The 22,790-nt window shown below is 50.5% G+C and carries 36 protein-coding genes; 34 read left to right on the top strand and 2 right to left on the bottom strand.

Annotated features, from left to right (window positions below; all coding sequences use genetic code 11):
- Positions 1-56 precede the first annotated feature (56 nt).
- The 34 genes from rpsG (at position 57) to BLO43_RS11070 (ending at position 19,571) form a co-directional block, all read left to right on the top strand.
- On the top strand, positions 57-527 hold the full coding sequence (gene rpsG / locus BLO43_RS11235; RefSeq protein ID WP_004175950.1) for a 30S ribosomal protein S7: 471 nt from the start codon (positions 57-59) through the stop codon (positions 525-527).
- A gap of 149 nt (positions 528-676) precedes the next feature.
- Positions 677-2,767 carry an elongation factor G gene (fusA, locus tag BLO43_RS11230; protein ID WP_090907137.1) on the top strand — a complete coding sequence of 697 codons (2,091 nt, stop codon included), beginning with the start codon at positions 677-679 and terminating at the stop codon, positions 2,765-2,767.
- Between the two features lie 24 nt (positions 2,768-2,791).
- Positions 2,792-3,982: an elongation factor Tu gene (tuf, locus tag BLO43_RS11225; RefSeq protein WP_090907136.1), complete on the top strand. Its 1,191-nt coding sequence runs from the start codon at positions 2,792-2,794 to the stop codon at positions 3,980-3,982.
- A gap of 87 nt (positions 3,983-4,069) precedes the next feature.
- A complete protein-coding gene (rpsJ, locus tag BLO43_RS11220) occupies positions 4,070-4,378 on the top strand; it encodes a 30S ribosomal protein S10 (RefSeq protein WP_004180980.1) in 309 nt (102 codons plus the stop codon).
- 118 nt (positions 4,379-4,496) lie between these two features.
- Positions 4,497-5,219, top strand: coding sequence for a 50S ribosomal protein L3 (gene rplC / locus BLO43_RS11215; protein WP_074633772.1), 723 nt, complete (start codon positions 4,497-4,499; stop codon positions 5,217-5,219).
- Positions 5,219-5,839, top strand: a complete 621-nt coding sequence (rplD, locus tag BLO43_RS11210; RefSeq protein ID WP_074633771.1) for a 50S ribosomal protein L4 — start codon at positions 5,219-5,221, stop codon at positions 5,837-5,839. The genes rplC and rplD overlap by 1 nt, the downstream gene beginning before the upstream one ends.
- Positions 5,836-6,171: a 50S ribosomal protein L23 gene (rplW, locus tag BLO43_RS11205; RefSeq protein WP_090907135.1), complete on the top strand. Its 336-nt coding sequence runs from the start codon at positions 5,836-5,838 to the stop codon at positions 6,169-6,171. Before rplD ends, rplW begins: the two co-directional genes overlap by 4 nt.
- Complete coding sequence (rplB, locus tag BLO43_RS11200; protein ID WP_090907134.1) at positions 6,171-7,004, top strand: 50S ribosomal protein L2; 834 nt, start codon at positions 6,171-6,173, stop codon at positions 7,002-7,004. The genes rplW and rplB overlap by 1 nt, the downstream gene beginning before the upstream one ends.
- Positions 7,005-7,010: 6 nt before the next feature.
- A complete protein-coding gene (gene rpsS / locus BLO43_RS11195) occupies positions 7,011-7,298 on the top strand; it encodes a 30S ribosomal protein S19 (RefSeq protein ID WP_074633768.1) in 288 nt (95 codons plus the stop codon).
- A gap of 9 nt (positions 7,299-7,307) precedes the next feature.
- Positions 7,308-7,655, top strand: a complete 348-nt coding sequence (gene rplV, locus BLO43_RS11190) for a 50S ribosomal protein L22 (RefSeq protein ID WP_074633767.1) — start codon at positions 7,308-7,310, stop codon at positions 7,653-7,655.
- 17 nt (positions 7,656-7,672) lie between these two features.
- On the top strand, positions 7,673-8,560 hold the full coding sequence (gene rpsC, locus BLO43_RS11185) for a 30S ribosomal protein S3 (protein WP_090907133.1): 888 nt from the start codon (positions 7,673-7,675) through the stop codon (positions 8,558-8,560).
- Positions 8,544-8,960, top strand: a complete 417-nt coding sequence (rplP, locus tag BLO43_RS11180; RefSeq protein ID WP_004180992.1) for a 50S ribosomal protein L16 — start codon at positions 8,544-8,546, stop codon at positions 8,958-8,960. Before rpsC ends, rplP begins: the two co-directional genes overlap by 17 nt.
- Before the next feature lie 2 nt (positions 8,961-8,962).
- Complete coding sequence (gene rpmC / locus BLO43_RS11175; RefSeq protein ID WP_074633765.1) at positions 8,963-9,163, top strand: 50S ribosomal protein L29; 201 nt, start codon at positions 8,963-8,965, stop codon at positions 9,161-9,163.
- The gene (rpsQ, locus tag BLO43_RS11170; protein ID WP_074633764.1) at positions 9,160-9,423 is read left to right on the top strand and encodes a 30S ribosomal protein S17; all 264 of its coding nucleotides are present in this window, start codon (positions 9,160-9,162) and stop codon (positions 9,421-9,423) included. The genes rpmC and rpsQ overlap by 4 nt, the downstream gene beginning before the upstream one ends.
- Positions 9,424-9,625: 202 nt before the next feature.
- Positions 9,626-9,994, top strand: coding sequence for a 50S ribosomal protein L14 (gene rplN / locus BLO43_RS11165; protein WP_074633763.1), 369 nt, complete (start codon positions 9,626-9,628; stop codon positions 9,992-9,994).
- Between the two features lie 20 nt (positions 9,995-10,014).
- Positions 10,015-10,332 carry a 50S ribosomal protein L24 gene (gene rplX / locus BLO43_RS11160; RefSeq protein WP_074633761.1) on the top strand — a complete coding sequence of 106 codons (318 nt, stop codon included), beginning with the start codon at positions 10,015-10,017 and terminating at the stop codon, positions 10,330-10,332.
- Between the two features lie 17 nt (positions 10,333-10,349).
- Positions 10,350-10,889, top strand: coding sequence for a 50S ribosomal protein L5 (rplE, locus tag BLO43_RS11155; RefSeq protein ID WP_074633759.1), 540 nt, complete (start codon positions 10,350-10,352; stop codon positions 10,887-10,889).
- Between the two features lie 9 nt (positions 10,890-10,898).
- Entirely contained in the window at positions 10,899-11,204 is a 306-nt protein-coding gene (rpsN, locus tag BLO43_RS11150; RefSeq protein ID WP_090907132.1) for a 30S ribosomal protein S14, read from the top strand.
- Positions 11,205-11,280: 76 nt separating this feature from the next.
- Positions 11,281-11,676, top strand: a complete 396-nt coding sequence (gene rpsH / locus BLO43_RS11145; RefSeq protein ID WP_074633754.1) for a 30S ribosomal protein S8 — start codon at positions 11,281-11,283, stop codon at positions 11,674-11,676.
- Positions 11,677-11,705: 29 nt separating this feature from the next.
- Complete coding sequence (gene rplF / locus BLO43_RS11140; protein WP_090907131.1) at positions 11,706-12,239, top strand: 50S ribosomal protein L6; 534 nt, start codon at positions 11,706-11,708, stop codon at positions 12,237-12,239.
- 12 nt (positions 12,240-12,251) lie between these two features.
- Entirely contained in the window at positions 12,252-12,608 is a 357-nt protein-coding gene (rplR, locus tag BLO43_RS11135) for a 50S ribosomal protein L18 (RefSeq protein ID WP_090907130.1), read from the top strand.
- A gap of 17 nt (positions 12,609-12,625) precedes the next feature.
- On the top strand, positions 12,626-13,168 hold the full coding sequence (gene rpsE / locus BLO43_RS11130; protein ID WP_074633746.1) for a 30S ribosomal protein S5: 543 nt from the start codon (positions 12,626-12,628) through the stop codon (positions 13,166-13,168).
- Entirely contained in the window at positions 13,165-13,353 is a 189-nt protein-coding gene (gene rpmD / locus BLO43_RS11125) for a 50S ribosomal protein L30 (RefSeq protein WP_090907129.1), read from the top strand. Before rpsE ends, rpmD begins: the two co-directional genes overlap by 4 nt.
- On the top strand, positions 13,354-13,785 hold the full coding sequence (gene rplO / locus BLO43_RS11120; RefSeq protein WP_090907128.1) for a 50S ribosomal protein L15: 432 nt from the start codon (positions 13,354-13,356) through the stop codon (positions 13,783-13,785).
- Between the two features lie 17 nt (positions 13,786-13,802).
- Complete coding sequence (secY, locus tag BLO43_RS11115) at positions 13,803-15,131, top strand: preprotein translocase subunit SecY (RefSeq protein ID WP_090907127.1); 1,329 nt, start codon at positions 13,803-13,805, stop codon at positions 15,129-15,131.
- A 20-nt stretch (positions 15,132-15,151) separates the two neighbouring features.
- Positions 15,152-15,370 (top strand): translation initiation factor IF-1, encoded by a 219-nt coding sequence (gene infA / locus BLO43_RS11110; RefSeq protein ID WP_004181006.1) that lies wholly within the window; start codon positions 15,152-15,154, stop codon positions 15,368-15,370.
- Between the two features lie 17 nt (positions 15,371-15,387).
- Positions 15,388-15,501 (top strand): 50S ribosomal protein L36, encoded by a 114-nt coding sequence (rpmJ, locus tag BLO43_RS11105; RefSeq protein ID WP_074633734.1) that lies wholly within the window; start codon positions 15,388-15,390, stop codon positions 15,499-15,501.
- Positions 15,502-15,556: 55 nt separating this feature from the next.
- Positions 15,557-15,937: a 30S ribosomal protein S13 gene (gene rpsM, locus BLO43_RS11100; RefSeq protein WP_074633729.1), complete on the top strand. Its 381-nt coding sequence runs from the start codon at positions 15,557-15,559 to the stop codon at positions 15,935-15,937.
- A gap of 44 nt (positions 15,938-15,981) precedes the next feature.
- Positions 15,982-16,371: a 30S ribosomal protein S11 gene (gene rpsK / locus BLO43_RS11095; protein ID WP_004181016.1), complete on the top strand. Its 390-nt coding sequence runs from the start codon at positions 15,982-15,984 to the stop codon at positions 16,369-16,371.
- A 10-nt stretch (positions 16,372-16,381) separates the two neighbouring features.
- Positions 16,382-17,008, top strand: coding sequence for a 30S ribosomal protein S4 (gene rpsD, locus BLO43_RS11090; RefSeq protein ID WP_074633726.1), 627 nt, complete (start codon positions 16,382-16,384; stop codon positions 17,006-17,008).
- A gap of 34 nt (positions 17,009-17,042) precedes the next feature.
- Positions 17,043-18,047 (top strand): DNA-directed RNA polymerase subunit alpha, encoded by a 1,005-nt coding sequence (rpoA, locus tag BLO43_RS11085; protein WP_074633723.1) that lies wholly within the window; start codon positions 17,043-17,045, stop codon positions 18,045-18,047.
- Entirely contained in the window at positions 18,034-18,432 is a 399-nt protein-coding gene (gene rplQ / locus BLO43_RS11080) for a 50S ribosomal protein L17 (RefSeq protein ID WP_090907126.1), read from the top strand. Before rpoA ends, rplQ begins: the two co-directional genes overlap by 14 nt.
- A 284-nt stretch (positions 18,433-18,716) precedes the next feature.
- Positions 18,717-19,031: a hypothetical protein gene (locus BLO43_RS11075; protein ID WP_090907125.1), complete on the top strand. Its 315-nt coding sequence runs from the start codon at positions 18,717-18,719 to the stop codon at positions 19,029-19,031.
- A gap of 81 nt (positions 19,032-19,112) precedes the next feature.
- Positions 19,113-19,571, top strand: a complete 459-nt coding sequence (locus tag BLO43_RS11070) for a DUF2806 domain-containing protein (RefSeq protein ID WP_254773438.1) — start codon at positions 19,113-19,115, stop codon at positions 19,569-19,571.
- Between the two features lie 274 nt (positions 19,572-19,845).
- Here BLO43_RS11070 and BLO43_RS11065 read toward each other — a convergent pair whose 3' ends face one another.
- Together BLO43_RS11065 and gluQRS are read right to left on the bottom strand one after the other, a co-directional pair.
- Entirely contained in the window at positions 19,846-21,003 is a 1,158-nt protein-coding gene (locus BLO43_RS11065) for an NAD(P)/FAD-dependent oxidoreductase (RefSeq protein ID WP_090907124.1), read from the bottom strand.
- 218 nt (positions 21,004-21,221) lie between these two features.
- Positions 21,222-22,109 (bottom strand): tRNA glutamyl-Q(34) synthetase GluQRS, encoded by an 888-nt coding sequence (gene gluQRS, locus BLO43_RS11060; protein WP_090907123.1) that lies wholly within the window; start codon positions 22,107-22,109, stop codon positions 21,222-21,224.
- Between the last annotated feature and the right edge of the window lie 681 nt (positions 22,110-22,790).

Below are 22,790 nucleotides of genomic sequence, written 5' to 3'. Positions count from 1 at the left end.
AAGCGGCTTGAAATTTAAGCCACTTAAGCTAATCAACTAGACACCGAGGTAGAAAAATGCCAAGACGCAGAGAAGTACCCAAACGCGAGATTTTGCCTGATCCCAAGTATCACAATACGGAAGTGGCGAAATTCGTCAATGTGCTTATGACGCGTGGTAAGAAGTCCGTGGCGGAGAGAATCATTTACGGCGCTATGGATCAAATTCAGAAAAAAACCGGGAAGGATCCGGTAGAAGTATTTACGCAGGCGCTATCTAACGTCCGCCCGATGGTGGAAGTAAAAAGCCGCCGGGTCGGCGGCGCGAACTACCAAGTTCCGGTAGAGGTTCGCTCGGTTCGGCGTAATGCCTTGGCAATGCGCTGGTTGCGTGATGCCGCTCGTAAGCGAGCTGAGAAATCCATGGGTGCCCGTCTTGCTGGTGAATTGGCGGAGGCAGCTGAGGGCCGCGGTGGTGCGGTCAAGAAACGTGAGGAAATTCATCGCATGGCAGAAGCCAACAAGGCATTTGCACATTACCGATTCTAAGGAATCGGTCTGATCAGTGCCGGGTATAGGCGGGTCCAGTTCGACTCGGAATTCTTGAGGTCATCGCTCCCGATTTAAGGGGCTGATTTCCGTTACTCAACGGCGCCTTCTGGCGTCCTGGTGTTCAAAAATATTAAGGTTTATATACTGTGGCAAGAAAAACACCCATTGAACGTTACCGGAATATTGGCGTAATGGCGCATATAGATGCCGGTAAAACCACGACTACTGAACGTATTCTGTTTTATACCGGCGTATCGCACAAGCTTGGCGAGGTACATGACGGCGCGGCTACAATGGACTGGATGGAGCAGGAGCAGGAGCGCGGGATTACCATTACGTCAGCTGCCACTACCTGTTTTTGGAAAGGGATGGAAGGCAATTATCCCGATCATCGCATTAATATCATCGACACCCCGGGCCACGTTGATTTCACCATCGAGGTAGAACGGTCTCTGCGTGTACTGGACGGCGCTTGCACCGTTTTCTGTGCGGTTGGCGGCGTGCAGCCTCAGACTGAAACCGTATGGCGTCAGGCCAATAAATACAAAGTGCCGCGACTGGCCTTTGTTAACAAGATGGATCGTGCGGGCGCCAATTTCATGCGTGTCTATGAACAGATACAAACGCGCCTGAAGGCTCATCCAGTACCTGTACAATTGCCGATTGGCGCCGAAGAAAAGTTTGAGGGCGTCGTCGATCTCATTAAAATGAAAGCTATTTACTGGGACGAAGCAAGTCAGGGAATGAGATTCGACGAACGCGATATCCCGGCCGATTTGCTGGAAAACGCCAAGGTGTGGCGTGAAAAGATGGTGGAAACGGCCGCTGAGGCGAATGAAGAGTTGATGAACAAATATCTCGAAGAAGGGGATTTGTCCATTGCCGATATCAAAACGGGGTTGCGTCTTCGTACCATCAGTAACGAAATTGTGCCTATGCTTTGTGGTTCGGCATTCAAGAATAAGGGCGTGCAAGCCATGCTGGACGCCGTCCTTGATTACTTGCCTTCGCCGGTAGATATTCGTGCGATTAATGGCGAGAAGGAAAATGGCGAACCCGGCGAGCGTCATGCAAGCGACGAAGAGCCATTCGCCGGCCTGGCATTCAAGATTGCGACGGATCCCTATGTGGGCCAGCTGATTTTTTTTCGTGTTTATTCCGGGGTGGTGGCGTCCGGCGATACGATCTACAACCCGATTAAAGGACGGAAGGAGCGAATTGGAAGGCTGTTGCAAATGCATGCCAACCAACGAGAAGAGATCAAGGAAGTCCGTGCCGGGGATATTGCCGCGGCAGTGGGTTTGAAGGAAGCTGTTACCGGCGATACGCTATGCGATCCCAGCGACATTATCACGCTTGAGCGGATGATATTTCCCGAGCCTGTCATTCATGTTGCAGTGGAGCCAAAAACAAAACTGGATCAGGAGAAGATGGGTATCGCTTTGAATCGTCTGGCGCAAGAGGATCCGTCTTTTCGCGTTCGCACCGATGAGGAATCCGGTCAGACCATTATTTCCGGCATGGGGGAATTACACCTGGAAATCATTGTAGACCGCATGAAGCGTGAATTCAGTGTGGAAGCCAACGTAGGTGCTCCGCAGGTGGCATATCGTGAAGCCATCAGAAAGGCGGTGGAGGTTGAAGGGAAATTTATCAAACAATCCGGTGGACGCGGTCAGTATGGTCACGTCTGGCTCAAAATGGAGCCGCATGAGGCGGGTAAAGGCTTCGAGTTTGTTGACGCCATCAAAGGCGGAACAGTGCCGCGCGAGTATATTCCGGCGGTGGAAAAAGGTTTGCGCGATACCCTTCCCAATGGCGTATTGGCGGGCTTTCCAGTAGTGGATGTCAAAGTCACGCTATTTGATGGTTCCTATCACGATGTGGATTCCAATGAGAATGCCTTTAAGATGGCGGCTTCAATTGCATTCAAGGATGGAATGCGTAAAGCCAACCCGGTGTTGCTGGAACCAATGATGGCGGTAGAAGTGGAAACGCCAGCCGATTTTATGGGCAATGTGGTAGGCGATTTATCCTCCCGTCGCGGCATGATCCAAGGAATGGACGATCTTCCTGGTCTCAAGGTGATACGAGCAGAAGTTCCGCTGGCGGAAATGTTTGGCTATTCAACTACCTTGCGTTCCGCGACTCAGGGGCGCGCGACGTATACCATGGAGTTCAAGCATTATTCCGAAGCACCGAAAAATGTAGCTGAAGCCGTTATTAATAAGAAATAACCGTCATTAAGTAAAGGGCACAACATGGCAAAGAGCAAATTTGAGCGGACGAAACCGCACGTAAATGTAGGGACGATTGGGCACGTGGATCATGGCAAGACCACGCTGACGGCGGCGGTGACGATGGTGCTGGCGAAGAAATTTGGTGGTGAAGCGAAGAGTTACGCACAGATTGACTCGGCGCCGGAAGAGAAAGCGCGGGGCATTACCATCAATACCTCCCATGTTGAATACGAGACCAGCGCTCGCCATTACGCCCATGTTGACTGTCCTGGCCATGCTGACTACGTCAAGAACATGATAACTGGCGCGGCGCAGATGGACGGCGCCATACTGGTGGTATCGGCTGCCGATGGCCCGATGCCGCAAACGCGCGAGCACATCCTGCTGGCACGCCAGGTAGGCGTACCGTACATCATCGTCTACATGAACAAAGCCGACATGGTGGACGACGCCGAGTTATTGGAACTGGTGGAAATGGAAGTACGCGAACTGCTCTCCAAATACAATTTTCCTGGCGACGACACACCGATCATTATTGGCTCTGCGCTGAAAGCGCTGGAAGGTGATCAGAGCGACATAGGCGAGCCCTCCATATTCAAGCTGGCGGATGCATTGGACAGCTACATTCCGGAGCCGGTGCGGGCGATAGACGGCCCCTTTCTGATGCCGGTGGAAGATGTTTTTTCCATTTCCGGACGAGGTACTGTGGTGACGGGTCGGGTTGAACGCGGCATAGTCAAAGTGGGCGAAGAAATCGAGATCGTAGGGCTGAAGCCTACCGTGAAGACGGTCTGTACCGGCGTGGAAATGTTTCGGAAGCTGCTGGACCAGGGGCAGGCGGGGGACAACGTTGGCGTACTGCTGCGGGGTACCAAACGGGAAGAAGTCGAGCGTGGACAAGTATTGGCCAAGCCAGGCAGCATCACCCCGCACACCAAGTTTGCGGCCGAGATCTATGTGCTGAGCAAGGAAGAAGGCGGACGCCATACCCCATTTTTCCAGGGATACCGGCCTCAGTTTTATTTTCGCACCACTGACGTGACCGGGGCGATAGAACTGCCGGCGGGAACGGAGATGGTGATGCCTGGGGACAATGTATCGGTGATGGTGAACTTGATTGCGCCGATTGCCATGGAAGAAGGGCTGCGTTTTGCCATTCGCGAAGGCGGAAGAACCGTCGGCGCAGGCGTGGTGGCAAAAGTTATTGAGTAATAATAGGATTAAGGATAGGGTTTAAGATTTGATGCCACGTATCAAATCGCCAATTCAAAATCCGAGTCCTCAACCTGAGGTTTGACTATGCAAAGCCAGAAAATACGTATTCGTCTGAAAGCGTTTGATTATCGGTTGATCGATAAGTCAGCGATGGAGATTGTTGAAACCGCCAAGCGTACCGGTGCTGTGGTCAAGGGGCCTGTGCCTCTGCCTACACGCATCGAGCGCTTCGATGTACTACGTTCTCCTCATGTTAACAAGACTTCGCGCGATCAGTTCGAAATTCGAACTCATCTGCGTTTAATGGACATTATGGATCCCACCGACAAGACAGTGGATGCCCTGATGAAACTGGATCTACCCGCAGGCGTGGATGTGGAAATAAAGTTGTAAGTTTTAAATATTGTGTCTTTAGTTTATTTGTTGAATCAATAGTTTAATCGCTAAATCCAAAGCGGATTTAAACTGCCGGTCAATTGCAATCGGCACCTTTTAAGAAAGGGTAATTAAAATGAGTTTAGGACTTGTCGGCCGCAAGGTTGGCATGACTCGCATATTTACCGACGATGGCGATAGCCAGCCGGTTACGGTGCTTGACGTGTCGAACAATCGTGTCACACAAATTAAAACCCCAGATACAGACGGCTATTCCGCAGTGCAGGTGACATTTGGGAAGCGTCGCGCCAGTCGCGTCAACAAGCCCGCGGCCGGGCATTTCGCCAAGGCCGCGGTGGAAGCCGGTCACATCCTCAAGGAGTTCCGTGTAACGCAGGAAGCGCTCCTTAATCTTAAGCCTGGCGCAGTCATCGGTTTGGATATTTTCCAAGTCGGGCAGAAGGTGGATGTAACGGGTACCTCCATTGGCAAAGGTTATGCGGGCGTGATCAAGCGTCACGGTTTCTCTTCAAATCGTGCCAGTCACGGCAATTCAAAATCACATAATGTGCCGGGTTCCATTGGCATGGCGCAGGATCCCGGCCGTGTATTTCCCGGCAAGCGCATGTCCGGGCATTTGGGAAGTGTGCAGCGCACCACCCAGAACCTGGAAGTGCTTCGAGTTGATACAGAGCGTGGTTTGTTACTCATTAAGGGTGCCATTCCTGGGTCTAGAGGCGGTGACGTAATAGTGCATCCGAGTGTAAAGGTTTCCCGGATCCGCACGCAATCCGCTGTCAAGGCGGATACGACAGGCGCGAAAGGTGGCACCAAAGCCGCCAAGAAGGCGGGTGCATAATGGAACTTAAACTCATCAATGATGATGGTCAGGCTGCCGCAAGCGTTTCTGCCTCAGATGCCCTGTTTGGCCGTGAATATAACGAATCCTTGATACATCAAGTGGTTACTGCTTATCTGGCTAATGCTCGCAGCGCTAATCGCGCTCAAAAAGGGCGATCGGATGTCGCTAAATCCACCCGCAAGCCCTGGCGGCAGAAAGGTACGGGCCGCGCACGTTCCGGTATGGCTTCCAGTCCGTTATGGAGGGGTGGCGGTAAGATTTTCCCCAATAGCCCCGAAGAAAACTTTAGCCACAAGGTCAATCGCAAGATGTATCGTGCCGGTATCGGCGCCATCCTGTCACAGCTCGTACGTGAGGATCGTTTGTCGGTAGTGGAGAATTTTACCGTGGATGCGCCAAAAACCAACGTCCTGGCCCGGAAACTGAAAGATATGGGGTTGAATGACGTGATGATCATTACCGATAGCGTGGATGAGAATCTTTATCTTTCATCCCGTAATTTGCCCCATGTGCTGGTGGTGGAAGCGGGCCATGCCGATCCGGTCAGTCTTATGCGTTTTGCCTCCGTGTTGATGACTCGTGGCGCATTGACAAAAATTGAGGAGCTGCTTGCATGAGTGCGCAAACATTTAACCCTGAACGCCTGATGCAGGTAATACTGGCGCCTCAGATCTCGGAAAAGGCTACCTATATCGCTGAGAAGCATAATCAGGTCATTTTTCGTGTGATATCGGATGCGACCAAGGCCGAGATAAAAGCCGCTGTCGAATTGATGTGGAAGGCTCAAAACATCGAAGTGAAGAGTGTGCAGGTGGCTAACGTCAAGGGAAAAGAGAAGCGCTTTGGCCGTTTCATGGGACGCCGCAGTAATTGGAAAAAGGCCTATGTCAGCATCAAGTCCGGTCAGGAAATCAATTTTTCTGAAATTGCACAAGGGGAGGCGAAGTAATGGCACTCGTTAAAGTCAAGCCAACTTCACCTGGCCGTCGCGCGGTAATCAAGGTTGTCAATCCCGGTTTACACAAGGGCGCACCCTACGCCAGGCTGGTGGAGAAGCAGAATCATACAGCCGGACGTAACCACAACGGTCACATCACCACCCGTCATATGGGAGGGGGCCATAAGCAGCACTATCGAATGGTGGACTTTCGCCGTAACAAGGATGGGATCACTGCCAAGGTCGAGCGACTGGAATACGATCCGAACCGCAGCGCTAATTTGGCGTTACTTTGCTATGCGGATGGCGAGCGCCGCTACATTATCGCGCCAAAGGGGGTTGTCAGCGGGATGCAGTTGATGAACGGCGTGGATGCGCCAATCAAAAACGGTAACGCACTACCATTACGCAATATTCCAGTAGGGAGCACCATTCACTGCGTGGAAATGATGCCTGGCAAGGGCGCGCAACTGGCCCGTTCGGCAGGTACATCGGTGCAACTTCTCGCACGCGAGGGGGATTACGCGCAACTGCGCCTGCGTTCGGGAGAGATTCGCAAAGTACACGTGAATTGCCGGGCTACCATAGGTGAAGTAGGCAACGAAGAGCATAACCTGCGCTCTATCGGTAAAGCAGGTGCGCAACGCTGGCGTGGCATTCGGCCAACTGTGCGCGGCGTAGTGATGAATCCTGTAGACCATCCGCATGGCGGTGGTGAAGGCAGAACTGCCGCCGGCCGTCATCCAGTCAGCCCGTGGGGAACACCCGCCAAGGGTTTTCGTACACGCACCAATAAGCGTACCGACGGTATGATCGTACGTCGTCGTTATTCAAACAAGGGGTAATGAATCATGGCACGTTCCGTAAAAAAAGGACCATTCGTTGACTTGCATCTGATGAACAAGGTCGAGAATGCGCGTGCGACCAGTGATAAGCGTCCGATCAAAACCTGGTCACGCCGCTCCACTGTTCTTCCCGATTTTATCGGTTTGACCATAGCAGTGCACAATGGCAAACAGCATGTTCCGGTATATGTGACAGAGAATATGGTAGGGCACAAACTTGGGGAATTCTCCCATACCCGTACCTTTAAGGGACATTCAGGCGACAAGAAAGCAGCGGCTGGATCGAAGAAATAGGAGATTAACATGCAAACAACTGCTGTATTGCGCGGAGTTAGGCTGTCCGAGCAGAAAGGACGTCTTGTGGCCGACCAGATTCGGGGCCTGCCGGTGGATCGGGCGCTTAATCTGCTTGCCTTCAGCCCGAAGAAGGGAGCGGTCATTATCCGGAAATTGCTGGAATCGGCCATTGCCAATGCGGAGCATAATGATGGTGCTGACATAGACGAGCTAAAGGTATCGACAATATATGTAGATCGCGGACCATCCATGATGCGTACCAGCGCTCGCGCCAAAGGGCGTGGCAATCGTATTGTCAAGCCAACCTGTCACATTTTTCTTACTGTCGGTGATAAAGCCGGCAACAAAAAATAGGGATCTACGAAGCCATTATGGGACAAAAAATACATCCAACAGGTTTCCGGCTTTCGGTGCTAAAAAACTGGTCATCGAAATGGTATGCCAACGGAAGAAAATTTCCCGCGATGCTGAACGAAGATATCAAGGTGCGAGACTACCTGAAAAAGAAGTTGGCGCACGCATCAGTAGGGCGTGTGATTATCGAACGGCCGTCCAAGAACGCACGCATTACCATTTATAGCTCACGCCCGGGTGTTGTCATAGGCAAGAAAGGCGAAGATATCGAGGTTCTGCGTGGAGCGCTGCAAAAGCTCATGGGTGTTCCTGTTCACGTGAACATCGAAGAAATCCGCAAACCGGAAATTGATGCGCAACTTATTGCCGACAATATCGCGCAGCAATTGGAAAAGCGCATCATGTTCCGTCGCGCCACGAAACGTGCAATGCAAAATGCCATGCGACTGGGTGCCCAAGGCATTAAGATCATGAGCGCCGGACGATTGAATGGCATCGAAATTGCCCGCACAGAATGGTATCGGGAAGGCCGTGTGCCCCTTCATACTTTGCGCGCCGATCTGGATTATGGTACTTCGGAAGCCAAGACTACGTATGGTGTGATTGGAATTAAGGTATGGGTGTTCAAGGGTGAAGTGATCGGTCGGAATGAGCAACTCGTGGCGACGCCAGCGCAAGCGCTTATTCCAGCTGGAGAACCGGAGAAGAAACGCCCGGCCAGAAGACCGGCTTCAAGTCCAGTCAAGGTTGCGGCGGGATCAAAGCCGGCTGCCGGAACTGAGGCAAGAACTGATGGTGAAAAGGGTATAGACAAAAGATCCGATAACGCAGCTGATGAGGCTGCTACCAAAACTGCAGCCAGAAAGACAGTAAAGCCAGGAGCGAAAAATGCAGCAGCCAGCTAGAACAAAATACCGCAAGCAGCAAAAAGGCCGCAACAAGGGGGTTGCGACACGCGGTGCCAAAGTCAGTTTTGGTGAGTACGGGCTTAAGGCTGTTGGCCGTGGCCGTTTAACCGCGCGCCAGATCGAGGCCGCCCGGCGTGCTATGACTCGCCACATTAAACGTGGTGGACGTATCTGGATTCGTATTTTTCCGGACAAACCCATTTCTCATAAACCAGCCGAGGTACGGATGGGCAATGGCAAGGGGAACCCGGAGTATTTTGTGGCGGAAATTCAACCCGGTAAAATGTTGTATGAAATGGATGGTGTTGACGAAGTGCTGGCTCGTCAGGCGTTCCGCTTGGCAGCTGCCAAGCTCCCCATTCAAACCACATTTGTTATCCGACAAGTAGGCGGTTAATTATGAAAGCAAAAATCAGCGAACTCCGGGCCAAGAATCCGGAACAACTGCAACAGGAACTCCTGGAGTTGTTGAAGGCGCAATTTGGCCTGCGCATGCAGCACGCAACCCAGCAACTAGGCAACACTAACCAATTGCGTAATGTGCGCCGGGATATCGCGCGCACAAAAACCATTCTCAGCCAGAAAGTGAAGCAATCATGAGCGAAGCCAATTTAAGCCGTACTCTCACAGGAAAAGTCGTGAGTGACAAAATGGATAAGACCATTACCGTTCTGGTCGAACGTAAAGTTAAACATGCGCTTTATGGCAAAATTATGGTCCGCTCGAAAAAATATCATGTTCACGATGAGAATAATGAGTTTCATGCAGGTGACACGGTGATCATTGAAGAGTGCAGACCTCTCTCCAAAACAAAAGCCTGGCGCGTACTTAAACTGATGGAAAAGGCTATAACTATCTAGCGGCTGAATGATAGGTCAGGCCAGGTTTTTTATCTTGTTATTCTGGTACGATGATCGTATAATCTCAAGTCTTTAGTCTTCTGGTTTTCAGATCTTTAATTTTTGCCGCTGATCAGTTTCGGCGGCACCACAACCCGAACGGGTTCCAATACTATCCGCGCCTTGAAATTCGGGTGGAAAAGTTGGAGAGAGTGAGTAAATAATGATCCAAATGCAATCGATTCTGCAAGTCGCCGACAATACGGGCGCACGTTCAATCATGTGCATCAAGGTGCTGGGCGGCTCCAAGCGGCGCTATGCCGGCATCGGCGATGTTATAAAAGTCAGCATCAAGGATGCGGCGCCACGAGGCCGTGTCAAGAAAGGCGAAATATATAATGCCGTGGTGGTGCGTACCGCCAAAGGAGTGCGGCGTACTGATGGATCGTTGATCAAATTTGACCAGAATGCGGCAGTATTGCTGAACGCCAAACTGGAACCTATTGGTACGCGTATTTTTGGCCCGGTAACGCGTGAATTACGCAATGCGCGCTTCATGAAAATCGTTTCGCTTGCGCCAGAAGTTCTGTAAGCGCCCGATAAGGAATCAGTATGCAAAAATTAAAGAAAGGCGATGACGTAATCGTCACCACCGGTAAGGATAAGGGCAAACGTGGCACGGTGTTGCGCATCGTGAGCGCTGACTTGGTGGTGGTCGAGGGAGCCAACAAGGTCAAGAAACATCAGCGGCCCAATCCGAACAAGGGAACGCCTGGTGGAATCGTTGAAATGGAAAAGCCCATTCAGATCTCAAATGTGGCAATTTTTAACCCTGCCACGCAGAAGGCTGATCGCGTTGGAATCAAGATCCTGGAAGATAAACGCAAGGTGCGTTACTTCAGGTCGAATGGCGAACTGCTTGACATATAAGAGGTAATGGAGGGGGTATGGCTCGTCTGCAAGAATATTATCGTGACGCCGTAGTAAAGCAGTTAATCCAGCAATTTAATTACAAGTCTGTGATGGAGGTTCCGCGTATTCGTAAGATTACCCTGAATATGGGGGTGGGAGAGGCGGTTGCAGATAAGAAAATTATGGATAACGCTGTAAGCGATATGAAAAAGATCGCGGGGCAAAAACCGGTGGTGACCAAAGCAAAAAAATCTATTGCCACTTTTAAGGTGCGTGATGGATATCCGGTCGGTTGCATGGTCACGTTACGGCGTGTCCGCATGTATGAATTTCTCGATCGATTGATTAGCGTGGCGATTCCGCGTATCCGAGATTTTCGTGGTATTTCCGGAAAGGCCTTTGATGGACGGGGCAATTATAATATGGGCATAAAGGAACAGATCATTTTTCCGGAAATTGAATATGACAAGATCGATGCCCTGCGTGGAATGAATATCACGATCACCACGACCGCGAAAACAGATGCGGAAGCCAAGGCATTACTCGCCGCATTCAAATTTCCATTCAAAAACTGAGAGAGCAGGATGGCCAAAGTAGCCGTTATTAACCGCGACCTGAAACGCCGTGAGACCGTAAAGAAATTTGCGGCAAAACGGGCTGAATTATTCGCTATCATCAATGACACCAAAATGAGCGATGAGGAGCGGCATTCTGCCAGAATCAAATTGCAGATGCTGCCACGCAACGCCAGTCCGGTGCGATTGCGTAATCGTTGTGCATTGACCGGTCGCCCTCGCGGGGTATATAGCAAGTTTGGTTTGGGCCGTAGCAAGCTTCGCGATATTGCCATGAGCGGAGAAATTCCCGGTATGACCAAGGCCAGTTGGTAGCGGGAAACATGGCCATGGGTATGCTTGAATGTTTCAGAGCTTGTTCCAAAAATTGGATTGCCAGAGGTGCCTTTAGATGAGTATGAGTGACCCCATCGCCGATATGCTGACGCGTATACGTAATGCGCAGCTTTCTGAAAAAAACTCGGTTGCGATGCCTGCCTCCAAGCTGAAAGCGGCTATTGCGCAGGTGTTAAAGGATGAAGGATACGTTGAGGATTTTGCGGTTCACGAAGCGAGCGGCAAGCCGATACTGGATATTAGTCTGAAGTATTATGCTGGCCGCCCGGTAATCGAAAAAATTGAGCGGGTGAGCCGTCCTGGTTTACGCATCTATAAGGCCAGTAACAAGCTCCCTAATGTGATGAATGGTCTGGGTGTGGCAATAGTCTCGACTTCCAAGGGTGTAATGACTGAACGAAAGGCGCGTGCCAGTGGCGTCGGCGGCGAAGTGTTATGCATAGTGGCCTAAGGGGCCTAAAGGTATAAAAGGCGTAGAAAATGTCTCGAGTGGGTAAAAATCCGGTATCAGTTCCGGAAAATGTTGAAGTAACCTTGTCAGCTTCCGAGGTGTTGGTGAAAGGACCGCTGGGTACGTTGCGGCATCATCTCGTTTCGGATATCGCCGTTGAGCGGGAGGGCGGAAATCTGCTCATAAAGGCTTCCAACGATTCCAAGCAGGCGAATGCGATGTCCGGTACAATGCGCGCGCTGCTGGCTAATATGGTGCATGGGGTGACCAAGGGTTTTGAGAAAAAACTGCTGCTGGTGGGTGTGGGCTATCGAGCCCAAGCAGCGGGCGAGGTTCTTAACCTGACCTTGGGATTTTCTCATCCGGTTGCTCATAAGATGCCTGACGGCGTGAAAGCGGAGACGCCGAGCCAGACAGAGATCCTTATTAAAGGCATTGATAAGCAGCAAGTCGGCCAGGTGGCGGCGGAAATACGTGCGTATCGCAGACCGGAACCTTACAAGGGCAAGGGTGTGCGCTACGCGAATGAAGTCATTGTAATGAAAGAAACCAAGAAAAAATAACTGGGGTTAGATATGTCCAATCCGATAAAATCCCGTTTGCGCCGCGCGCGCCGTACCCGCGCCAAGATTGCTGAATTGAAGGCAGTCCGCTTAGCTGTGCATCGCAGTAATTGCCATATTTATGTACAGCTGATAGATGGCGTCGGCGGCAAGGTGCTGACCAGCGCGTCTACCCTGGAGCCGGATCTGCGGAAAGAGCTTCCCAATGGGGGGACGGTTGCCGCGGCGGCGGCAGTCGGCAAACGAGTTGCTGAAAAGGCCAAGGGCCTGGGTATTGAAACCGTTGCGTTCGACCGGTCGGGTTTTAAGTACCATGGGCGCGTTAAAGCGCTGGCTGAGGCGGCTCGTGAGCATGGCCTTAAATTCTGAGCGAGGAATAGATAATAATGGCTAAGATGCAGGGAAGAATGCAGGGAAAAGTGCCTCAAGGTGATGACCGCGGCGATGGCCTCAAGGAAAAGATGGTGGCGATCAATCGTGTCACCAAAGTGGTGAAAGGGGGGCGTATCCTCGGTTTTGCCGCGTTGACCGTGGTTGGAAATGGTGACGGTACCGTAGGTATGGGCAAGGGGAAATCACGTGAGGTGCCTGTAGCGGTGCAGAAAGCGATGGATGAAGCGCGCCGCAAGATGATCAAGGTAGATCTCAAGAATGGTACGCTGCATCACCCGGTCATTGGCAGGCATGGTGCCGCCACGGTCTATATGCAACCCGCTTCCGAAGGAACCGGTATTATTGCCGGCGGTCCGATGCGCGCAATATTTGAAGTGATGGGTATACATAATATTCTGGCCAAGTGTATCGGTTCGACCAATCCTTATAACGTGGTACGTGCTACGCTGCACGGCTTGCAGTCTATGAACACACCTTCGGAAATTGCTGCGAAACGAGGAAAGAGCGTAGAAGAAATCATGGGTTCGGCGAAATGACCAAGACCGGAAAAAAAATCAAGGTAACGTTGATCAAGAGTCTGATCGGCACCAAGCGATCACATCGTGCAACGGTACGAGGGCTGGGGTTGCGGGGAATTAATAGTACCGCCGAGCTGGAGGATACTCCGGCGGTGCGAGGTATGATTAATAACGTTTACTACCTTGTCAAGAGTGAGGCATAGATGCGGCTGAATTCCATTAAACCGGCTGCCGGCGCCAAGCATTCCAGCCGGCGTGTGGGACGTGGTATTGGTTCCGGTCTTGGCAAGACCGCCGGACGCGGTCACAAGGGACAGAAGTCACGGGCGGGTGGTTTTCACAAGGTGGGTTTTGAAGGGGGGCAGATGCCTCTGCAACGCCGCTTGCCAAAGCGTGGTTTTGTTTCGCTCACAAGAAAAAGTGTCGCGGAGGTGCGGCTTTCGGTCTTGAGCAAATTGCCGGGCGATGTCATAGATATTCTGGCATTGAAGCAGGCGGGGATTGTTCCGAATTCGGCGCTGACCGCCAAGGTTATACTTTCCGGGACGATCGAGCGCACGTTGAAATTGCAGGGCATTGCGGTGACCAAGGGCGCGAAGGCTGCCATTGAAGCTGCTGGTGGCAGTGTTGAGTAAGTTCAAGAGGACAAAGATTGGCCACTAACGAATCCCTGCGAGGACTTTCGGGGAAACTCGGCGACTTGAAACGTCGTCTGTGGTTTTTGCTGCTTGCACTGATTGTCTATCGCATCGGCGCGCATGTTCCGGTGCCGGGTATTGATCCTATAGTGCTGAAAGATTTGTTTGAGTCGCAGCAGGGAGGCATTCTCGGCATGTTCAACATGTTTTCCGGAGGTGCGCTTTCCCGCTTTTCGATTTTTGCTTTAGGGATCATGCCGTATATCTCGGCTTCGATCATTATGCAGCTGGGTACGGTGGCTTTCCCCTATCTGGAAGCGCTTAAAAAAGAAGGTGAGTCCGGACGAAGAAAGATTACCCAATATACTCGTTACGGCACGTTGGGATTAGCCCTGGTGCAGGGGTATGGTATATCCATTGCTTTACAATCCCAGGCAGGACTGGTCATAGAGCCTGGGCCGATGTTCCTAATGACAACGGTAATAACCCTGGTCACCGGCACCATATTCCTAATGTGGCTGGGTGAACAGATTACTGAACGTGGAATCGGTAACGGCATATCGCTCATTATTTTTGCCGGTATTGCCGCTGGACTGCCAAGCGCGATCGGCGGCACGCTCGAATTAGTAAGAACCGGCGCGATGCATTTCCTGGTAGCACTTGGAATTTTTGTGGCGGCAACGGTTGTCACTGCCTTTGTGGTCTTTGTCGAGCGGGGTCAGCGCAAAATACTGGTGAATTATGCGAAACGTCAGGTGGGACGGAAGGTATACGGCGGCCAGAGTTCGCATCTTCCGCTAAAGCTTAATATGGCCGGTGTAATTCCACCAATTTTTGCTTCCAGTATCATATTGTTTCCTGCCACATTGGCGGGATGGTTCGCTACCGGCGAATCCATGAGTTGGCTAAAAGACATGAGCGGGGCGCTATCACCAGGTCAGCCGGTCTACGTAATGATGTACGCGGCGATGATCATATTTTTCTGTTTCTTTTACACCGCATTAGTGTTCAATCCTAGAGAAACTGCGGAGAATTTGAAAAAGAGCGGTGCCTTCATTCCCGGAATCCGCCCTGGTGAGCAAACTGCGCGTTATATCGAGCGCATCATGCTGCGGCTTACCCTGGCAGGGGCGATTTATGTAACGCTTGTGTGCTTGCTGCCGGAGTTCCTGATTTTGAAATGGAATGTGCCATTTTATTTTGGCGGGACTTCTTTGCTGATTATTGTCGTGGTAACCATGGATTTCATGGCGCAGGTGCAGGCTTATATCATGTCGCACCAATACGAGAGTCTGTTGAAGAAAACGAATTTCAAGGGTGGCGGCGGGTTACCAGCAAGATAATTGTTGTATCCAAGGATAGGATGGCCAAGGAAGAAACGATACAAATGCAAGGTGAGATACTGGAAACATTGCCCAATGCGACGTTCCGTGTCAAGCTGGAAAATGGGCATGTGGTGCTGGGACATATTTCCGGCAAGATGCGCATGCACTACATTCGGATTTTGCCGGGAGATAAGGTAACGGTAGATCTGACACCCTATGATTTAAGCAGAGCGCGAATCACATTTCGCGCAAAATAGCTGGAAAGGAGACGTACATGAAAGTATTGGCATCGGTAAAAAAAATCTGCCGAAATTGCAAGATTATTCGGCGCAACCGCGTAGTGCGGGTGATTTGCACAGATCCGAGACATAAGCAGCGTCAAGGTTGAGCGTCCGGTAAATGCTGTAAATGTCTTAATTATAATTTTTTTCTAGGAAGACCGTATGGCCCGTATCGCTGGAGTAAATATTCCCAATCATCAGCATGTCGAGATCGCATTGACCTCGATTTATGGTATAGGGCGTACCAGGGCGCGTGAGATTTGCGCGGCGTCCGGGATCGTCACATCGACCAAGATCAAAGATATCACCGACGCGCAAATGGATAAACTGCGGGACCGAGTTGCCAAGTTCGTTGTGGAAGGCGATTTGCGGCGTGAAATTTCAATGAATATCAAGCGCTTGATGGATCTTGGCTGCTATCGGGGATTGCGGCACCGTCGTGGTTTGCCAGTACGTGGTCAGCGCACTCGTACCAATGCCAGAACCCGCAAGGGACCCCGTAAAGCGGTTCGTTCGTCCAGCGCGAAGTCAGCAGGAAAATAAATTATTTGGTAGCCAATTGAATCGTAGCGCAAAGGAATAACTACATGGTAAAAGCAGCCACGCGGGTACGCAAGAAGGTTAAGAAGAACGTAGCAGAAGGTATTGCTCACGTTCATGCCTCATTTAATAACACTATCGTCACCATTACCGATCGCCAAGGCAATGCTTTGTCATGGGCGACTTCGGGCGGTGCTGGTTTTAAGGGATCACGCAAAAGTACCCCATTTGCTGCCCAGGTGGCCGCCGAACAGGCAAGTAAAGTCGCACAGGAGTGTGGAGTGAAGAATCTGGAAGTGCGTATCAAAGGTCCTGGCCCTGGGCGTGAATCCGCAGTGCGGGCTTTGAACGCGGCAGGCTTCAAAATTACCAGTATTTCGGATGTGACACCGGTTCCGCATAACGGATGCCGGCCGCCGAAGAAACGCCGTATCTAAGGAGTAGACTGTGGCCAGAAATCTTGATCCCAAATGTCGCCAATGTCGCCGTGAAGGAGAGAAACTATTCCTGAAAGGCGAGAAGTGCTTTACCGACAAATGCGCTATCGAACGCCGAAACTACGCCCCGGGTCAACACGGCCAGAAAAGCGGGCGGTTATCCGACTATGGGGTGCAGTTGCGCGAAAAGCAGAAACTGCGCCGCATATATGGAATACTGGAGCGTCAGTTTCACAATAATTATAAGCTGGCTGACAGGCAACGGGGCATCACCGGTGAAAATTTGCTGCAATTGCTGGAGTGCCGGCTGGATACGGTTTCATACCGTATGGGTTTTGGTGCATCGCGTTCAGAGGCGCGCCAGATCGTGCGCCATAATGGAATATTGGTGAATGGGCGGAGAGTCAACATACCGTCCTATCAGGTGAAGCCAGGTGACGTGATCGAAGTGGCAGAGAAAGCGAAAAGCCATTTGCGTATCAAGGCAGCAGTGGAAGCCGCCGAGCACCGCAATTTCCCGGAATGGATAGAGATGGATGCCAAAGCCATGAAAGGAATTTTCAAGACCAAACCGGAACGGTCCGAGTTACCATCCAGCATTAACGAATCGTTAGTCATTGAATTGTATTCTAAATAATTAACTGCCAAGCTTTCCGCAAAAGGATCAGGCTATGCCAAGTAACATTTTTCTTACGCCACGAATTATTGATGTTCAGAATTTTTCGCCGCTGCATGCCAAAGTCACCATGGAACCGTTTGAACGTGGCTATGGACACACCTTAGGGAACGCGTTGCGCCGTATCTTGCTATCTTCCATGCCGGGGTTCGCGCCGACGGAGGTTCAGATCAGTGGGGTCGTGCATGAATATTCCGCTCTTGATGGCGTGCAGGAGGATGTGGTTGATATTCTGCTTAATCTGAAAGGTATTGTACTGAAGCTGCATAACCGTACCGAAGCTGTTCTGATCCTTAAGAAGAAAGGCGAGGGGACGGTTACCGCAGGTGATATCGAGGCCGGACACGACGTGGAGATCATTAATCCGGATCACGTTGTTGCGCATCTTACCGCCGGCGGAAAATTGGATATGCAGATCAAAGTAGAACTGGGACGCGGCTACGTGCCGGGAACGGTTCGGCAACAGGCAAATGAAGGCCGTACCATCGGCAGTATTTTACTGGATGCTTCCTTCAGTCCAGTCAGGCGTGTAAGTTATGCGGTGGAGAGCGCGCGTGTCGAACAGCGTACCGACCTCGACAAACTTGTTATGGATATCGAGACAAATGGTGTAGTCGATCCGGAAGAGGCGATTCGTTACGCCGCAAAGGTGCTGGTTGAACAGCTATCGGTATTTGCTGACCTCAAGGGCACGCCATTACCGGTGGAGCAGCCTAAGTTGCCGCAGATTGATCCAGTATTATTGCGCCCGGTGGATGATCTTGAGCTTACCGTACGTTCCGCGAACTGCCTTAAGGCCGAGAACATTTACTACATTGGCGACCTGATTCAGCGCACGGAAACTGAATTGCTGAAGACTCCTAACTTGGGCAGAAAATCTCTCAATGAGATCAAGGAAGTACTAGCCTCGCGCGGATTAACCTTGGGAATGAAATTGGAAAGCTGGCCTCCCGCCAATCTTGAGAAAAGCAAAAAGGAAACAAGTCATGCGGCACCATAATGGACTCCGAAAACTAAATCGTACCAGCAGTCATCGTCTGGCGATGTTGCGCAACATGACTAATTCGTTGTTGCGGCACGAGGTTATCAAAACTACGCTGCCTAAAGCCAAAGAGTTACGTCGCGTCGTTGAACCCATGATAACGCTCGGCAAAAAGCCATCGTTGGCTAACCGGCGCTTGGCATTTAACCGTCTGCGTGATCGCGATATGGTGGGTAAATTGTTTGCCGAACTGGGCCCCCGCTATCAGACACGTAATGGTGGCTACCTGCGTATCCTCAAATTTGGTTTTCGCATTGGCGATAATGCGCCCATGGCGCTAGTTGAATTATTGGATCGCCCGGCTCCGGTGGAGAAACCTGTGACAGATAAAACTGACGCATAAATTGGCCGTACAGTGCAGAAGTAGAAAGCCGGGTTACCCCCGGCTTTTTTTTGCATATGAGTTTATAATCCACAGTACGGCAGTCATAAGCTCAGTTAAACCTTGATTCGGCCATTTCTCATTATTTCCCAATTGAGGGTCATGATCCGCAAAGAGGTTTGTGCCATTCGACCTTTAACGTCGATGGTTGATATCGAGCAGATCGCAGTCTCACCTACCTTAGCCCGATCGGCTCTCGGGTATTGCTATCATCTTTTTTTCTTGTTCTGATTGAGAGTATTCTGATGGATCTAACAGATTGGACTGACGAAGAAGTTATTTCTGTACGTGAGAAGCTTCAAGCATGGCGCGTCCAACGCGAGGCTCCAACCTGGGGCAATAAGTTCTTGAATTGGACGGGATTCTTGGGCGCATTTGCGTTTCTAACGGGACTTACCGATGTTTTTTTTGGTGGTCCAACCGTGGTAAACATCCTTTTGATCGTGCTTGGCATTCTTGCCTCTTTTTCCTGGTACAAGGGTGACAAGCAACATAAAAAGAATATAGGTTTTCTGGATAAGCTGGAGCAAGAACTTGTTCGTCGCGGCCATAAATTCTGAGCATGTCTCTGCGCCTGCCGGCGAGAATCAAACAAAATTTAGCCAACTCTATGGCGGAAAATAACCCGGTGATTGATCCCAATGCCCAAAAATATGGCAGGTAAGGAGATCGATGCGAGTATTCTTGATGAGAAGAGTATTGCGCTCTTTACGTCCCTTCGGCAGTTTGTATGGGTTCAGGGGGAGCCTTTGCCCTTAGTCTATGAAATAGAAAATGAAATCTATACAAAGCATGGAATCAATTTACCGGCATTGAAATATCTGCAAACCATTGGATTGATATCTTTGGAGCCAGGCGGGTACGTAAAGAGGAAATTCGGCAAACATACCCGTTTGTTCTACTATGGCAAGCCGACAAAAATACAATTTCCTCAGGCAGCGAACAATCAGCTGGATCTGGGTCACGTTCTCCTGACCGATTTGGGAAAGGCTCTGGCCGCTGTTCACAATGCAAAGCGAAATCAGGAATTCTACGAATACGTAATCGAAAAATGGTTTGGGCAAGGAATGGTTGTATCATCCATCCTGCCACGTAACTGATGCATTCCAGGCATCTGTCGTATGCATCGGATCCTGAGAACCTCCTAGGGTTCGTTAAACCTAAAAGGTATATTCGCAGACTTGGTTTTTGCGAGTACTTTTTATTTAACCCGGATAATCCATCAGGCGGCTCTCCAGCTTACCCGAGTGCTGAGGGTCGGTTTGCGGCCATTTCCGCTGTTTGCCCGGGGTCCATGGATTATTCTCCCAACCGGCAAAATTGTCTCGCAACCTGCTTTGCCATCCATCCCGCGTGGCAATGGATCATCCGGACTTAAATCAGGTACGTATCGATTCCTGTCAGCAATAAATCATATTGAGCTTCCACCAGCTCCTTGATCATCATTGCGGGCATGCCACCGACCACGTTACCTTCCAGCGCTAGCCAGCCTACCGCATCTGCCGGTCCCAGGCTGATGACGTAACCCAAATCGCGGTGCAAATATGGCTCAAGTAATTTGAAGGAACCCGAGTGACGCAAGATATTTCGCGCTACCAGCTTTCCTTTGCGTACCGCTGATTGTGCTGTCAGGGTATCAGAGCCGAAGGATTGATAAACTGAGCAATCTCCCGCGGTAAAAATATTCTGTAGTGGTTTTTGTTCCACCATGGTCTGCCCAAAGGCATTGGCAAGAAATATAGTTTCGGATTTTTTGCCAAGGAACAGAAGCGACATCACAGAAGGTAAATTAAACTTTCGGCCGGTCTCGTCTTCTTCCAGAAATATGCCATCTGTCTCTTGTCCGCGATAATACGTATTAGGGTAAAAATCAATATTCAGATCAGACATGCGTGCCTGAGCATAGGTGGAGAAGCCAACAGGGAACTGGTTAAGTACACGATCCACCCCATGGATCAAACGTAGTCCAGCTTCGATTTTCCGGCGCCGAAGAAAATGCGCAATTTCAAAAAGAAACTGGATGCCGGTGGCACCCCCACCTATTACAGAAATGATTTGCCCGCCATTTTCGTGCCCATCCAGCCGGCTATCCAACAAGCTGGAGCCGGGGGTGGTCATGAAGTCATACAGATCGAAGATATTGTCCGCCTTATCCATTTGCGCCAGCGCGGAACCCGAAGTGATCAGAATGTAATCAAATTCCAGTATTTCATCATCGACGACAAGAAATTTATCATTCTGCCATTGCCGCAAAGTTTCCGCCTCCGGAACCAGCGCAGCATGGACATGGCGACAACCAAAGCGGCGTTCAAGGGCCGAAAACGGTATCAGGTAATCCTGCAACGGATATCGGAAAGTTTCATGTAGATGGGTGATCTTGAGGTGATGAGATCGCGGGTCGATAATGGTGATGTCAGCATCCGGCATATAGCGCAAAAAGGTCACTAATGCTGCGATCCCGGCGTAACCACCCCCTATAATCACTATCTTGAGCCGCTTGTGCCTGGATATATAAAATGGCAGGAAAGCCACGATTCCTCCTTCGCAGATACCAAATCAGTTTTGGTATTCAAGTATTTTTTTGAAATTCAACGCTGTTTCGCTTCATGCAAACGCGATACACAAGCTATATCATGCCTTGATCTATGGATAAAGTAGCAATCCGCAAGTGCAGCGTAGCACGAATATTTTGAATAAGGCGCTGCATTTCGACTCACAGTAAGAATCCATTGAGCGAGGCAAGCGATATTTCAGGGAATCATTTCCGATTTCCAGTTTTTAGTTGCCCATTTCCAAAATGAGGCAACGTCGCCTTCGATCAATTCTGCAGGTGGCTTCTGACCAAGGAAACGTATCGCCATTATCAATTGCGATACTGGATCAGAGGTAACGATAGGTGCAGCATGAGTTTGTTTACTGAGTTTCTCGCCTAGTGTGTTGACGACTACCGGCAGATGCATATACACCGGGGTAGGATAGCCCAGCAATTGTTGCAGATGAACCTGACGAGGTGTGGAGTTCAGCAAGTCTTCGCCGCGTACCACATGGGTTACGCCTTGCTCGGCATCGTCCACAACCACCGCCAATTGATAAGCAAAAATGCCGTCAGCCCGGCGCAGTACGAAATCGCCAATATCACTTTCCAGCCGTTGCCGAACCAGGCCTCGTAACACATCCTTAATTTCAATCGGGTTGTTATCAGTTCGCACCCTCAATGCTTGAGGCCGCTCCGTGTCAGGCAAACCACGGTGGCAGGTGCGGGGATAAATTGGACCGTCTATACCCGTAATGCTGGAGTCGGCGATTTCTTTGCGGCTACAGATGCAGGGGTAAATCAGATTTTTATTTTTGAGTAGAGCGAGTGCGGCCTGATAAGCTTCATTTCGCCGGCTTTGATAGACCACCTCACCATCCCATTCCATCTCTAATATTTCAAGTATGCTCAGAATCTCTTTTGAGGCCCCGGGAACCTCGCGTGATGGATCCAGATTCTCAATTCTGACCAGCCATTCACCGTGACGGGATCTCGCTTCCAGATAACTGCCTACCGCGGCAACAAGGGAACCAAAATGCAGCGGTCCAGTGGGAGATGGAGCAAATCGGCCACGATAGGCCTGGAAGATAGGTTCTTGGTTCATCGGTTCCAGAATAAACAGCTGAATCGCATCGCAGGATTAAGGCAATCAATCCGTATTCATAGTATCAGTATATTCAAACAGTGGCATGAATGGCATACCTGCCTCCTGGAAAAGTGAATGGAAGCACAGAATCAGGCGGCAGATAGATTCAGATAATCCCTTTTCGAAGACGTTCACGCCTGATAGAGTTCTTTAGAGCGAAATTCATCCCGAGCTCCATTCTGGGCTCAAGAAGCAGCAATATTCTCAAAAAATGACCTTTCTGTGGAAATGATATGTGCTATAAATCCTATCCCCAAAAATAGATGAAAGCGGAAATACACTCCACCGCAAAAAAGCAAGGGCCGGGTGGATTGACGGGTGGGGGTTTAGCCATTGCCTGTCCGACAAACTGCTTGACTTGGCGCATCTTCGGGGATAGTCTTTACGGGGTTGTGGGTATGTAATGGTTTAGTAATATGGCGGCGACGCATTCTGTCTTTGAGTAAGGCAGGAGACGGAAGCGGCGGTGTCAGCGAAAGCATAGAGCAGCAGCGGGTACTTGATTAACGTAAGAGGAGATAAAAGAAATGGCAACAACACTGGGAACATCAGGCAGCCATGCGGGGTCGAGCGGACGCGACTACGACATGTCGCTGTGGTACGACTCAAGGTGGTACAAATTTGGGCTGATCACCATGC

The organism is Nitrosospira sp. Nsp13, from assembly GCF_900101945.1.
Taxonomy (GTDB): Bacteria; Pseudomonadota; Gammaproteobacteria; order Burkholderiales; family Nitrosomonadaceae; genus Nitrosospira; species Nitrosospira multiformis_D.
This window is presented reverse-complemented; position numbering and strand designations above follow the sequence as displayed.